Source organism: Mariniflexile sp. HNIBRBA6329 (assembly GCF_043558645.1).
Taxonomy (GTDB): Bacteria; Bacteroidota; Bacteroidia; order Flavobacteriales; family Flavobacteriaceae; genus Mariniflexile.
This window is the reverse complement of sequence record NZ_JBIFXS010000005.1, coordinates 60,164-74,978: the sequence shown is the minus strand read 5'-3', so window position 1 is coordinate 74,978 and position 14,815 is coordinate 60,164. Positions and strand designations below refer to the sequence as shown.

General features: G+C 33.5%; 13 protein-coding genes. 12 read left to right on the top strand and 1 reads right to left on the bottom strand.

The genetic code is table 11. The annotated features are described in order from the left end of the window. Positions 1-3 precede the first annotated feature (3 nt). The 5 genes from ACGK9U_RS08395 (at position 4) to ACGK9U_RS08375 (ending at position 5,775) form a co-directional block, all read left to right on the top strand. A complete protein-coding gene (locus ACGK9U_RS08395) occupies positions 4-831 on the top strand; it encodes a prephenate dehydratase (protein ID WP_394465924.1) in 828 nt (275 codons plus the stop codon). Continuing rightward, positions 828-1,973, top strand: a complete 1,146-nt coding sequence (locus tag ACGK9U_RS08390) for a pyridoxal phosphate-dependent aminotransferase (RefSeq protein WP_394465923.1) — start codon at positions 828-830, stop codon at positions 1,971-1,973. The genes ACGK9U_RS08395 and ACGK9U_RS08390 overlap by 4 nt, the downstream gene beginning before the upstream one ends. Then, positions 1,970-2,821 (top strand): prephenate dehydrogenase, encoded by an 852-nt coding sequence (locus ACGK9U_RS08385; protein ID WP_394465922.1) that lies wholly within the window; start codon positions 1,970-1,972, stop codon positions 2,819-2,821. Before ACGK9U_RS08390 ends, ACGK9U_RS08385 begins: the two co-directional genes overlap by 4 nt. Positions 2,822-2,915: 94 nt before the next feature. Next, a complete protein-coding gene (locus ACGK9U_RS08380; RefSeq protein WP_394465921.1) occupies positions 2,916-3,998 on the top strand; it encodes a chorismate mutase in 1,083 nt (360 codons plus the stop codon). Positions 3,999-4,245: 247 nt separating this feature from the next. Then, a complete protein-coding gene (locus ACGK9U_RS08375; protein ID WP_394465920.1) occupies positions 4,246-5,775 on the top strand; it encodes a right-handed parallel beta-helix repeat-containing protein in 1,530 nt (509 codons plus the stop codon). A gap of 60 nt (positions 5,776-5,835) precedes the next feature. On the opposite strand, the gene ACGK9U_RS08370 is transcribed toward ACGK9U_RS08375, so the two are convergent. Next, positions 5,836-6,291: a hypothetical protein gene (locus ACGK9U_RS08370; RefSeq protein WP_394465919.1), complete on the bottom strand. Its 456-nt coding sequence runs from the start codon at positions 6,289-6,291 to the stop codon at positions 5,836-5,838. Between the two features lie 89 nt (positions 6,292-6,380). Between ACGK9U_RS08370 and rsgA the strand changes: the two genes are divergently transcribed. From rsgA to queA, 7 genes are all read left to right on the top strand, one after another. Beyond that, positions 6,381-7,331: a ribosome small subunit-dependent GTPase A gene (rsgA, locus tag ACGK9U_RS08365; RefSeq protein ID WP_394465918.1), complete on the top strand. Its 951-nt coding sequence runs from the start codon at positions 6,381-6,383 to the stop codon at positions 7,329-7,331. After that, the gene (gene dtd / locus ACGK9U_RS08360; protein ID WP_394465917.1) at positions 7,328-7,780 is read left to right on the top strand and encodes a D-aminoacyl-tRNA deacylase; all 453 of its coding nucleotides are present in this window, start codon (positions 7,328-7,330) and stop codon (positions 7,778-7,780) included. Before rsgA ends, dtd begins: the two co-directional genes overlap by 4 nt. Positions 7,781-7,901: 121 nt before the next feature. Continuing rightward, positions 7,902-9,818 carry a DUF3857 domain-containing transglutaminase family protein gene (locus ACGK9U_RS08355; RefSeq protein WP_394465916.1) on the top strand — a complete coding sequence of 639 codons (1,917 nt, stop codon included), beginning with the start codon at positions 7,902-7,904 and terminating at the stop codon, positions 9,816-9,818. Then, the gene (locus ACGK9U_RS08350; RefSeq protein WP_394465915.1) at positions 9,819-11,816 is read left to right on the top strand and encodes a transglutaminase; all 1,998 of its coding nucleotides are present in this window, start codon (positions 9,819-9,821) and stop codon (positions 11,814-11,816) included. It begins immediately after the preceding gene. Further along, entirely contained in the window at positions 11,816-12,142 is a 327-nt protein-coding gene (locus ACGK9U_RS08345; RefSeq protein WP_394465914.1) for a nucleotide pyrophosphohydrolase, read from the top strand. Before ACGK9U_RS08350 ends, ACGK9U_RS08345 begins: the two co-directional genes overlap by 1 nt. A 117-nt stretch (positions 12,143-12,259) precedes the next feature. Continuing rightward, a complete protein-coding gene (gene aroA, locus ACGK9U_RS08340; protein WP_394465913.1) occupies positions 12,260-13,492 on the top strand; it encodes a 3-phosphoshikimate 1-carboxyvinyltransferase in 1,233 nt (410 codons plus the stop codon). Positions 13,493-13,607: 115 nt separating this feature from the next. Continuing rightward, a complete protein-coding gene (gene queA, locus ACGK9U_RS08335) occupies positions 13,608-14,657 on the top strand; it encodes a tRNA preQ1(34) S-adenosylmethionine ribosyltransferase-isomerase QueA (RefSeq protein WP_394465912.1) in 1,050 nt (349 codons plus the stop codon). The last annotated feature ends 158 nt before the right edge of the window (positions 14,658-14,815 follow it).

The following is a 14,815-nucleotide window of genomic DNA, read 5'->3' as shown; positions in this document are numbered from 1 at the left end:
TATATGATAAAAACAGTGGCCATACAGGGCGTAAAAGGATCTTTTCATCATATTGTGTCGCAGCAATATTTTGATAAGCCTGTTGATGCTATAGAATGTTCAACATTTGACCAAGTAGTCGATTCTTTAATAACCAAAGAATGTGATGCTGCTATTATGGCTTTGGAAAACTCTATAGCAGGCTCTATCATTCCTAATTATGCTTTAATAAACAAATTCGGCTTGCATATTGTGGGTGAACACTATTTAGATATTCAGCACAATTTAATGGCATTGCCCAATCAAAATATTAAGGAAATTAAGGAAGTGTATTCACATCCTATGGCTTTGTTGCAGTGTATGGAATTTTTCAAATTGCATCCGCACATTAAATTGGTTGAAGATAAAGATACTGCCGAGGTTGCTCAGCGTATACAAGAAAAGCAGCTTAAAGGTGTTGGTGCAATTGCCAGTGCTATGGCTGCCGAAATTTTTGAACTGGATATTTTAGCACCTAGTATTCAAACCATAAAGCATAACGAAACCCGTTTTGTTATTGTAAAACGTTTGAATTCTGAAATACCCGAAAATCAAATAAACAAAGCGTCGGTTAGGTTTGAAGCTGACCATAAACGAGGCAGTTTAGCAGCTATTTTAAATGTGATGAGTGATTGTAAGCTGAATTTAACCAAAATACAATCTTTACCAATTGTTGAAACACCTTGGAAATATGCCTTTTTTGTGGATGTTACTTTTGAAAAGTATGACGATTTTAAAAAAGGAAAATCGATTATAGAAATTATGGCACAAAGTTTTAAAGTTTTGGGTGAATATAAAAATGCAAAAAAATGATTCAGGCAGCAAACAGGCTACATACCGTTGAAGAATACTACTTCTCAAAAAAACTGAGAGAAGTGAATTTGCTTATTGCAAGTGGCAAGCCTATTATAAATTTAGGGATTGGAAGCCCCGATATGCAACCGCCACAAAAAGTGGTTGATGCTTTAAATGAAGGTTTCTCTAACCCGAGTGCCCATAAATACCAAAGCTACCAAGGTTTGCCTGAATTAAGAGAAGCTATTTCTGGATTTTATAAAGCACATTTTAAAGTAAATTTAAGTCCGGGAACTGAAATATTGCCTTTAATGGGAAGTAAGGAAGGGATTATGCATATTTCTATGGCATATTTGAATGAAGGCGATGGCGTATTGATACCAAACCCAGGCTACCCAACGTATGCATCGGTTACCAATTTAGTGGGGGCTGAGCCTGTTTTTTATGAACTTGATGAAGCCAATAATTGGTTGCCCGATTTTGAGGCTTTAGAAAAATTAGATTTAACTAAAGTAAAGTTGATGTGGGTAAATTACCCGCACATGCCAACAGGCGCGCAACCAAGTAAGTTTTTATTTGAAGAATTGGTGGCTTTTGGAAAAAAACATGATATTTTGATTGTTAACGACAATCCGTACAGTTTTGTTTTAAACGATAACCCAAGAAGTATTTTAGAGGTAGAAGGTGCCAAAGAGGTTTGTTTAGAATTGAATTCTTTAAGCAAAACCTTTAACATGGCAGGTTGGCGTGTAGGTATGGTGGTAGGTGATAGTAAGCACATAAACAATGTTTTAAAGGTGAAAAGCAACATGGATTCTGGAATGTTTTACGGCATTCAAAAAGGCGCTGTGGAAGCATTAAAATGTTCCAATATGTGGTTTAGCGCATTAAACAGTGTTTATAAACAGCGTAGGGATTTAGTATGGCAACTGGCCGATGCATTAAATTGTACATATGATAAAAATGCGACAGGATTATTTGTTTGGGCAAAATTACCACCGTTTGTAAAATCGGAAGAATATATAGATTTAATATTGAAAAACAACCATATTTTCATTACACCGGGAACTATTTTTGGTAGTAAAGGTGAAGGATACATACGCTTTTCGTTATGTGCCTCAACCGAAGTTTTAGAAGAAGCAATTGCACGAGTAAAATGAAGAACATATACATCATAGGAGTTGGTTTAATAGGCGGAAGTCTTGCTATTGATATTAAAAAGAAATATCCAGAAGTGGTTATTCACGGTATCAGTAGAAAAGAAACGACGCTTGATGAAGCATTAGCTCTTAATTTAATTGATAAAAAGGCAATTTTAGATGATATTGTTAATGCCGATTTAGTCATTATTTCCATTCCTGTTGATGCTACGGTAAAATTATTGCCATCTATTTTAGATAAAATTCCTGATACAGGTTTGGTGGTAGATGCAGGCTCTACAAAAGCCGATATTTGCAAAGTGGTAGAAAATCACCCAAAACGCAGGAATTTTTTAGCAATGCACCCTATTGCGGGAACGGAACATTCAGGGCCAAGTGCTGCTATTCCTGATTTGTTTGTTGGGAAAACTAATATTATTTGTGAGGTTGAAAAAACAACCTTCAAACTTCAGGAAAAAGCATTGGAGTTGTTCAAGTCTATTGGGATGCGTATTCGTTATATGAATCCAGAGGCGCATGATAAACACATTGCATACGTATCGCACCTGTCGCACATCAGTTCTTTTATGTTAGGAAAAACGGTGATTGAAAAAGAAAAAAACGAGCGTGATATTTTTGATATGGCAGGCAGTGGATTTGCATCAACCGTACGTTTGGCAAAAAGTTCGCCAGAAATGTGGACGCCAATTTTTAAACAGAACAAACAAAATGTTATAGAAACATTAGAGGAATACATCACAAACCTAACACATTTTAAAGATCTAATGAAAGGGGATGATTTTGATGCTATTTTTAATGAAATGAAAGAAACTAATCATATAAAAGATATTTTAAACGGAATAAATTAATAAAAAATACCAATTATTAAATACCAAATTCCAATGGTAGCCCAATATTGTTTTTTGGGATTTGGGATTTGATTATTGAAATTTTACTAAAATTATGGAAAACAAAAAAGAAATGAGAACGTGGTTAGATGACTTGAATTTGAGTCATCCGTTGGTAATTGCAGGACCTTGCAGTGCTGAAACAGAAGAGCAAGTATTAAAAATAGCGCACGAGCTAAAAAATACTGATGTAAGTTATTTTAGAGCAGGTATTTGGAAACCAAGAACACGTCCAGGAATGTTTGAAGGTGTTGGTGCATTAGGCTTAAAATGGTTACAAAAAGTAAAAGCGGAAACCGGTATGAAAATTTGTACCGAAGTTGCAAACGCTGCCCATGTCAAATTAGCTTTAGAGCATGATGTAGATTTATTATGGATCGGTGCACGTTCAACGGTTAGCCCATTTATTATGCAAGAGATTGCAGATGCTTTAGAAGGAACTGATAAGCCGGTGTTGATTAAAAACCCAGTAAATCCAGATTTAGCGTTGTGGTTAGGTGGTATTGAGCGTATCTACAAAGCAGGGGTTAAAAATATTGGAGCCATTCATAGAGGGTTTTCAACATATGAGAAAACTAAATACAGAAACAATCCAGAATGGCAATTGGCTATTGAGTTTCAAAACAAATATCCTGATATTCCTTTAATTAACGATCCGTCGCATATTACAGGAAAACGTGATATGATTTTTGATGTGTCTCAAACGGCTTTAGATTTGAATTTTGATGGATTGATGATTGAAACACATTACGACCCAGATAATGCTTGGAGTGATGCATCGCAACAAGTAACGCCAGCAAGCTTAGTTCAAATTATGAAAGATTTGAAAATAAGAAAAGAAACCGATCCGGAAGCTGATTACAACAAGCAATTGGATAATTTAAGAGCACAAATTGATGTGGTTGACAACCAAATTATCGAATTACTTGGAAAACGCATGAAAGCTGCCGATAGCATTGGAGCACTTAAAAAATCTAAAAACGTTGCTGTTTTACAAAGCAAGCGTTGGAACGAGATTTTAGGTAAAATGGTAATTGAAGGCGAATCTCAAGGATTAAGTGAAGAGTTCATTTTAAAAATGTTTAAAGCTATTCACCAAGAATCTATCAATCACCAAGAGAAAGTGATTAACGGATAATTATTTGCTAATAATATTTAGAAAAGACTCATAATTTTATTGTGGGTCTTTTTTTATATAGTTACTGTTAAGGTTTTTTTTGAGATTTATATTTTGTCAAATTAAATATAAAATCAATTAAAAGAATTTATAGGTTTAAGGGATGTATTTTGACGTTTAATATAATTATGTAATCGATTATCCTGAAGATATTTAATAAGTAACATGTAAAGTAATTATCTTTGTAATTCCTAATAAATTGGTACTGATGATACATAAAATTTTAATTCTCATATTTTTTTTAAACAGTTTTGCTCATTTAGCAGCAGAATGTAAAATTGAATCGATAAGTAATATAAAAGAGTCAGGAGCTGATTTTGCTGTTGCTGATATCTACGTAAGTACTCCGCTAGAATTAACAAATGCACTTGCAACTGTAACTGCCGGGGGCAATATTTATATTAGTGACAGCAATGGGAGTAATTATGTGTTCAACACTAAAATTAGCATAACCAAGAGCGGCACTAGTGGAAATCTAATTTCATTATTACCAAATCCAGCCAATACAACAAGAATAAAATTAGATTTTTCTTCAATGGCTGAAAATTCATCAAACCGAGCTATTACATTATCAGGGTCTTATTGGCATATTAAGGGTTTGGATATATTTGGTGCAGGCGATAACGGGATGTTTATTGGTGGTAGTAATAATTTAATTGAGTTTTGCACATTCAGCGAATGTAAAGATACTGGACTTCAAATAGGGTCTGGTGGAAGCAATAACACGATTTTAAACTGTGACTCCTTTTTTAATGCCGATTCTACCCTTGAAAATGCCGATGGTTTTGCATGTAAATTAGATGCGGGTACAGGCAATAAATTCATAGGATGTCGAGCATGGCAAAATCTTGATGATGGATGGGATGGTTATTTGAGACCTGCAGATAATATTACAACCACTCATGAAAATTGTTGGGCTATAAAGAATGGTTATTTAAAAAATGGAACTATAGGTGCTGGTGATGGTAATGGTTTTAAAACAGGAGGGAGTGATGATAAATTGTTGAAGCATAATGCTATTTATAAAAACTGTATAGCAGTAGGGAATGTTTTTGACGGTTTTGATCATAACAGCAACAGAGGAGACGTAACGCTATATAATTGTGGTGCTTATAGTAACGGAAGAAATATCAATTTTGGTAATTCTAACATTGCTAATTCACTTACCATTAAAAATACCATTTCATTTTCTGGTGTTTCTGGTGGAGATAGTTATTCTGCTACAACAACAAATATAACCAACAATAGTTGGCAAAACGGACTTGTAGCCAATGCATCCGATTTTGTAAGTTTAGACATAGCTTTATTGACCAGTCCTAGAAAAGCAGATGGTAGTTTGCCTGATATTGACTTTATGAAGCTTGTACCGGGTAGCGATTTAATTGATAAAGGAGTTAATGTTGGGTTGCCATTTAATGGAGTTGCTCCAGATTTAGGAGCTTTTGAAACTATAGCACTGGGTTTAAATGATTTTGAATTTGAAGAAGGGATATACAATTATCCAAATCCATTTTCCACGGAAACCAATATTGTTTTTAATATTAAACAGGCGTCTAAAATACAAGTGTCTTTATATAATTTAATGGGTGTAAAGGTGTTTGATATAACTGAAAAAGTATATACAGCTGGAACAAATTCTATTCTTTTAAAAAGAGATAAGTTATCTTCAGGGAATTACTTGTTGGTTGTTAAAGGGGAAGATAATGAACGAAATAGTAAGATTATTAGTATTCGATAAACTGGTCAAAATAAGTGAAAGCATAAAAAACGCCTCACAATGTGAGGCGTTTTTTATGCTTTATTGTTGCTTGTTTCTTTTAAAAATATATCGGGTAATAAAAATGCCTTGTCCGTCATCTTTACCACTATCACTTTCAACGGCACTGGTAACAAAAGCCAATTCCCAACCTTCTTCTACCATGGTGTTTATTTTAGAGGTTATTACAGCATCATTGGCTGCAATATTCTGAAAACGAATTCCTGCTATGTTGTAAAAATTCAACAATTTAGTTTCATCAAAATCTTTCACACGAATATCTCCACGATCCGATTTATTTCGGGTGTGGTCATCTTCCGTTTGGGTTGAGGTGTATTCTTTGTAATTTTTGTCTTCGTTGGCACTAATAATTCTAGAACGCCCCAGTCCGCTAGGTACTATAGATTCTACACTTGTAATGACTTTGTATTCTACTTGAGAATAGGAGTCGAGGCATAAAACCAGCCCGAAACCAATAAATAATAATAATTTTTTCATGATTGTTTTTGATTTTTGAAATTATGCACCTAATATACACTTTTTGTTAAATTGAAAAGTTGTTAATTTGTAATGTTTAAATGAAATGAATGACAGGACTCGTTTATAAATCTACAGGAAGTTGGTACACCGTTAAAACCGAACTGGGCGAAACCTACGAATGCCGTATAAAAGGTAAATTTAGAATACAAGGCATAAAAAGTACCAACCCCATTTCGGTAGGAGATGTTGTAGATTTTGAGTTGGAAACCGATAATAACCAAGTGTCGGGGGTTATTTATAATATACATGATAGAACCAATTATATTGTTCGGAAATCGGTTAACCTTTCCAAGCAAACCCATATTATAGCCTCTAACATCGATCAGGTTTTTTTAATGATTACCATTAATAATCCGCCAACCTTAACAAGTTTTATTGATAGGTTTTTAGTAACAGCCAATGCCTATTCCATAAAAACTGTATTGCTTTTCAATAAGATTGATACTTACGATGAGGAAACTTTAGATGAAGTTCGGTATTTAGCACATATTTATAGAAATATTGGCTACGAATGTATTGGTGTTTCGGCGGTAACGGGTAAAAATGTAGATAAGGTAAAAGCGTTAATGCATAATAAAGTGAGTATGTTCTCGGGCCATTCAGGTGTTGGGAAATCTACCCTTGTAAATACGATTGAACCCACTTTGAATATTAAAACCAAAGAAATTTCAACACTTCATAGTCAAGGGCAACACACCACAACCTTTGCAGAAATGTTCGACCTTAGTTTTGGTGGAAAAATTATCGACACGCCCGGGATAAAAGGTTTTGGTGTTGTTGATATGGATAAAGAAGAAATTGGCGATTATTTCCCGGAAATTTTCAAATTAAAACAAGACTGTAAGTTTAATAACTGTTTGCATATCCAAGAACCTAAATGTGCTGTTAAAAAGGCGTTGGATAATGATGAAATTGCATTTTCGCGCTATCGTAGTTATTTACAAATTGTTGAAGGTGAAGATGAGCATTACAGAACGGATAACTGGGAGAAGGAATGAAGGTAGTTATTCAAAGAGTTTTAAGGGCAAACGTAACAATTGAAAAGGTGAAGGTTGCCGAAATTTCAAATGGACTCCTTGTTTTATTGGGTATTGTGGATGATGATACTCATGAAGACATCAAATGGTTATCAAACAAAATAGTAAACCTTCGCATATTTGGTGATGATGAAGGTGTTATGAATAAATCCTTACTAGATGTTCATGGCGATGTGATTGCCGTAAGCCAATTTACCCTGCATGCTGCAACTAAAAAAGGAAACCGCCCCAGTTATATAAAGGCAGCAAAACCAGATATTGCCATTCCGCTTTACGAAGCTTTTGTAAAACAAGTAGAAGCCGATTTGGGTAAACCCATTCAAACTGGAGAATTTGGTGCCGACATGAAAGTGGAATTACTTAACGATGGACCTGTAACCATAATCATCGATTCAAAAAATAAAGAATAATATATTTTTGTAAGATTTTTTAATACAAGAGAATAGTATTACAACGAAATATTATTTTTCTTATGTATTTTATTGCTTTAATATTCTATATTTAGGTTTTTGATTAGCCAAAATGGACACTATGAAGTTAAAGTATATTATATTTTTTATTGTTTTTTTAATAACGATACAAATCTCTTCCCAAGAAAAATTATATGTTAGTTTTTCAATTCCTAATAATTTAAAGGAAAACGCCAATGCTGTTGTCCGTTCCAGCGAATTAAATATCACTTTGAATGCCATTGATGATATGACGGTTTACGAAAAACGGATTATAACTATTTTAAATAAAGAAGGGAATAGCAGCTTAGATGCTTTTGTACATTATGATAACAATGTAAAAATTAAAACCTTAGAAGTTTTAGTTTTTAACCAACATGGAGCTGTTATTAAAAAAATAAAAAAGAACGATTTTAAAGATGTAAGCGCTGTAGATGGCGGTACATTGTATAGTGACTCCAGGGTTAAATATTTAGAGTATACGCCCATTTCGTACCCTTATACGGTCGAGTTTGTTTGCGAAATCAATACTAAAAACACCGCGTTTATACAGTCTTTCACACCTGTTAACGATTATTTTTTAAGTGTAGAAGAGAGTACTTATACTATAAATTTTCCAAATGATATAACCATTAGAACCAAAGAGAAAAATTTCGATGGCCATGATTTAGCAAAAGAAGCACTTCAGAACAAAATTAGTTATTCAATAAAAAACATGGAAGCATTTAAACCAGAAGCTTACAGTCCTGGTTTAGTTGATATAGCACCAAAGGTTTTGGTAAGTTCTAATAAATTTGCTCTTGAAGGAGTAAAAACCGAAGTAAACGATTGGGCGGATTTTGGAAAATGGATGTATCAAGATTTAATTAAAGATACCCACGATTTGCCAGCAAGTACAGTATCTATAATCCAAAACCTAGTAAAAGATGAAACAAATGATATTGATAAAGCACGAAAAATTTATCAATACGTTCAAGATAAAACACGCTATATTAGTGTGCAAGTAGGCATTGGTGGCTGGAAGCCCTTTAATGTATCAGAAGTAGATAAATTAGGTTATGGCGACTGTAAAGCTTTAACAAATTACACTATGGCACTATTAAATGCTGCAGGAATTCCATCAAATTACACAGTTGTGTATGCTGGTGATTCGCAACGAAATTTAGAAAACGATTTTGCCGCTATGCAAGGTAATCACGTAATTCTTAATATTCCAATTGAAAATCAAGAAGATGTTTGGTTAGAATGTACCAATCAGAAACTGCCTTTTGGTTTTATTGGCGACTTTACCGACGATAGAGATGTGTTAGTAATAACTCCTGAAGGTGGTAAAATTCAGCATACAAAAAAGTACGGAATAGAGGAGAGTTCGCAATTTATTAATGGGACTTATACAGTAACCAACGATGGATTGATTGATGTGAAAGTAACCGTGAATTCTAAAGGCATCCAATACGATAACAAATATTGGTTGGAAACCGAAACGGAAAGGGATTTAGATACGCATTACAAAAAGCGCTGGAACTATGTGAATGGTATGAGAATAAATACCATGAAAATCAACAACAACAAGTTGAAGAATGAATTTGTAGAAGATGTTAGCTTTTTAGCTCCTAGCTATTCTAAAGTAGTAGGCAATAGAATGTTGCTAACGGTAAATGCCTTAAATAGAAATACCGATGTTCCAGACCGTTATAGAGATAGAAAGTTGCCACTTAAAATAAAGAGAGGTTTTAAAGATGTAGATGAGGTTGAAATTAAACTACCACCCGATTTTACTATAGAATCACGACCTGATAATGTTTCAATAGAAAATAAATTTGGTAGTTATAGGGCAGAATTTGTTGTTAAAGATGAATCAACATTACTCTATAAACGCGAATGGATAATTAATGATGGTGAATACCCAAAAGAAGATTACGAATCTTACAGAGAGTTTTATAAAGAAGTCAATAAATATGACAATTCAAAAATAGCATTAATTAAAAATCAAGAATAGATGAGAATTACAATACTGTCATTAACCTTGTGTTTTTGTGTAAACATATTTGCTCAGAATTTTAGTTTTGGTAAAGTTTCTAAAGAAGAATTGGAAGAAAAATTTAATCCTTTAGATTCTTCAGCAAATGCTGCTTATTTGTATAAATATAGAAGAACATATATTCAATATAGGCAAGAAGAAGGATTTTCGCTAGTCACTGAAATACAAGAACGAATTAAGATATACAACCAAAAAGGATTTGATTATGCAACTAAAGTTATAAGGTTACATAAGCAGTCAAATGACGAAGAGGAAGTGAATAGTTTAAAGGCTTATACTTATAATTTGGTTAACGGTAAAGAAGAAGAATCTAAACTTGAGAAAGAAGGGATTTTTAATACTGAAAAATCTAAATATACTAATGAAACGAAGTTCACGATGCCCAACATAAAAGAAGGGTCTGTTATTGAATACAAATATAAAATTGTGTCACCTTTTTATTGGAATATTGATGATTTTGAATTTCAGCATGATATTCCTGTTAAAAATGTAGAAGCATTGTTTGAAGCACCAGAATATTTTGTTTTTAAACCTATATCAAAAGGATTTATATCAATTAATCCAATTCATGAAGCAAAACGAGGAGTGATAAGGTTTAATAGTAAAGAAAGAAGTAGGTATTCTCAAACGGAGTTTCAATCATCTGAATTAACATATACAAATAATACAACTAAGTTTTTACTTTCTGATGTACCAGCTTTAAAGGATGAACCTTATGTAAACAATATCGAAAATTATCGTTCAGCAATTAAGTACGAATTATCCTATACGAGTTTTCCCGATTCGCCACTAAAGTATTTTGCAACTACTTGGGAAGATGTTGTTAAAACAATTTATGATAGTCCTAATTTTGGTAAAGAACTAGATCAAGATCGTTATTATAATGATGAAATAGATCTATTAATAGCTAATGTAAATGAGCCGCTTAAAAAAGCAGCATTAATTTATGACCATGTTAAATCAAAAATAAAGTGGAACGGTTATTATGGTAAATTTGCCGATCAAGGAGTAAAAAGAGCCTATTTGATTAATGAAGGTAATGTAGCCGAAATAAACTTAATGCTAACCTCTATGTTGCGTTATGCAGGGTTAAATGCTAATCCTGTTTTGGTTAGTACTAGGCATAATGGCATTCCTTTGTTTCCAACAATTGATGGGTATAATTATGTTATTTCAGCTATAGAAATGTCTGAAGGAACAATACTTTTAGATGCGACTAGTAATTACGGAGTTCCAAACATTTTACCTCTTCGAACTTTGAATTGGGAAGGTAGAATTATTAGAAAAGACAAAACTTCTTCAACTATTAATTTATATCCAAAAGATATATCGAAGAATGTAATAACTATGTTAATTAATTTGAGCGACTCTGGTAATTTAGAAGGAAGTGTGAGAACGATAAAAACATCTTACCAAGCCATGAATTATAGGGAGAATTATCTAGGTACAGATAAAAATCAATTTTTAGAAAAACTTGAAAATAAATATAACGGTTTGGAAATATCTGACTTTGAAGTTAAAAATGATGTTGATGTATTAAAACCCATTATGGAATCTTATAGATTTAAAAAAGAAAGTCAAGCCGATATCATAGGCGGTAAAATATATTTTTCTCCACTTTTCTTTTTAAAAACAAGTGAGAACCCATTTAAATTAGAAAAAAGGGAGTTTCCTGTAGATTTTGGATATCCTTCTAATAGTCGGTACTTAGTGACTGTAAACATACCACAAGGTTATAAAGTAGAAACTATTCCTGAGCCTTTTGCTTTAATGCTTCCTGATAATTTAGGTAGCTATAAGTGTAATATATCAGCAAGTGAAACTAATGTTCAGTTGGTTATTGATACAGAAATAAAAGTTCCTGTTGTATCATCTATATACTATGAGGCTTTAAAAGCTTATTTTAGCAAAATAGTAGAAAAAGAATCAGAACAAATAGTTTTAACAAAAGTGTAATGGATATTAAAAACGCACAGCAAGAAGTAGATAATTGGATTAAAAACCATGGCGTTCGTTATTTTAACGAGCTTACCAACATGGCGCAACTTACTGAAGAAGTAGGCGAGGTAGCCCGTATAATTGCGCGCAGATATGGCGAACAAAGCGAAAAGGAAAGTGATAAAAGCAAAGATTTAGGTGAAGAACTTGCCGATGTGGTTTTTGTAGTATTATGCTTAGCAAACCAAACAGGAATAGACCTTCAAGCGGCTTTCGATAAAAAATTAGATTTAAAAACCAATCGAGACCACGATAGGCATCATAATAACGAAAAATTAAAATAAATTATAAGTATATTTGAGCGCTTCTTTTAAGAAGCGTTTTTTATGGTCAGTTCTAGGGTGTCACACTGAGCTTGTCGAAGTGCAATCGAGAACTATATATAGCTTTTAATTTATAAAATGAATATCACACTTCAAAAATCAAAAATCGCAAATCGTCATTCTGAAATCACTATTACAGGTTCAAAAAGCGAATCGAACAGGTTATTGCTTTTACAAGCGTTATACCCAACCATTCATCTAGAAAATGTTTCAAATTCAGATGATAGTTGTTTAATGACAGATGCTTTAAAATCATCGTCCAACGTGGTTGATATTCATCACGCGGGAACCGCCATGCGATTTTTAACAGCTTATTTTTCTATTCAAGAAGGGCGCGAAGTAACCCTTACTGGTTCTAAACGTATGAAGGAGCGCCCCATTCAAATTTTAGTGGAAGCTTTAAAAGAACTTGGAGCAGAGATTAGTTATGTAGAAAATGAAGGGTTTCCGCCTATAAAAATTACAGGAAAAAAATTAACTAAAAACAAAGTGTCCTTAAAAGCAAATGTGAGCAGTCAGTACATTTCAGCTTTATTGTTAATTGCTTCCAAACTAGAAAACGGTATCGAGTTAACTTTGGAAGGCGAAATTACCTCTGTGCCTTATATAAAAATGACCTTGAGTTTGTTGGATGAAATAGGTGTAGAATCTTCATTCATAGGGAACACCATAACCGTTAAACCCAACACCAAAAACCTAACACCAAAAACCTTAACCGTAGAATCCGATTGGTCTTCTGCCTCTTATTATTTCAGTATTGCGGCACTTTGCGAGGTTGAAACAGAAATAACCTTATCATCTTACAAAGAAAATTCGTTGCAAGGCGATTCTGTTTTGGTAGAAATCTATAAATCTTTTGGAGTTGAAACAACATATAAAAATAATTCAGTAACTCTAAAAAAAGCGTCAATCGTCAATCGGGAATCTGTAATCGAATTTGACTTGGCAAACGCTCCGGATATAGCCCAAACCATTGCGGTAACCTGTTTTGCATTAGGATTGCCTTGCAATTTAATAGGCCTTCATACCTTGAAGATTAAAGAAACGGATAGATTGGTTGCTTTAAAAACCGAAATTGAAAAATTAGGAGGCAACGTAGAAATAACAGATAAATCTTTACATCTGTCAGCTTCAAATACTATTAAGGAATATGTGCCAATTGCCACTTATAACGACCATAGAATGGCCATGGCATTTGCACCAATAGCCCTTAAAGCGCCTATAGTTATTGAGGATGCTGAGGTGGTTTCAAAATCGTACCCAACCTTTTGGGACGACCTAAAATCCATTGGTTTTAAAATAACTAAATAATAATCACGTATTTACTTGACAACGCCTATTTCACAATCGTATATTTGCACCCGTTTGTAATTTTCAGAATTGGTTTATAAACGAATAAACAAATAAACACATAAACTCTTTTTAAATGAAGTTATCACACTTTGGTTTTAATTTACCGGAAGAATTATTAGCAGAATACCCAGCCGAAAATAGAGATGAATCTCGTTTAATGGTTTTAGATAGAAAAAAACAAACCATCGAGCATAAAATGTTTAAAGATATTATCGACTATTTTAATGAAGAAGATGTTTTAATTCTTAACAACACTAAAGTATTTCCAGCCCGTTTATATGGTAATAAAGAAAAAACAGGAGCAAGAATCGAGGTGTTTTTATTGCGTGAATTGAACGAAGAACAACGTCTTTGGGATGTTTTGGTAGATCCAGCCCGTAAAATAAGAATTGGTAATAAATTATATTTTGGTGATGATGATACCTTAGTAGCAGAGGTTATAGACAACACCACTTCAAGAGGTCGTACCCTACGTTTTTTATATGACGGTTCTTATAAAGAATTCCGCAGAAAATTAAACGAACTTGGTGAAACTCCACTTCCTAAATACATAAAAAGAGAAGTGCAACCAGAAGATGAAGAGCGTTACCAAACCATTTACGCTAAAAATGAAGGTGCCGTAGCAGCTCCAACAGCAGGCCTACATTTCTCTAAGCACTTATTAAAACGTTTAGAGATTAAAGGTGTAAAATTTGCTGAGGTAACATTGCACGTTGGTTTAGGAACGTTCAATCCAGTGGAGGTAGAAGATCTTTCTAAACATAAAATGGATAGCGAAGAGCTTAAAATAGACGAAAAAGCAGTAGAAACAGTAAACAAAGGTATCCAAAACAAAAAGCGTGTTTGCGCAGTAGGGACAACCGCAATGCGTGCTATAGAAAGCTCGGTGTCTTCAAACGGACAATTAAACGAAATAGATGGATGGACAAACAAATTCATTTTTCCTCCATACGATTTTAGTATCGCAAACTGCATGATTACTAATTTTCATACCCCAAAATCAACACTTTTAATGATGGTGTCAGCATTTGCAGGTCACGATTTCATTAAAAAAGCATACGAAGAAGCTGTAAAAGAAAAATATAAATTTTACAGTTATGGCGATGCCATGTTAATCATATAAATTTCAAAAGCCTTGTTAATTCAAGGCTTTTTTATTCCTGCGAAAGCAGGAACCTCTTTAAAATAATTTTAAGTAAATTTATTTGGGCATTCCCCTGTCGGGTTGCGTTTTCCATTGCAAGTCCTCGCTCGTACCTCGCTGTGGGCTTTCCATTGCAA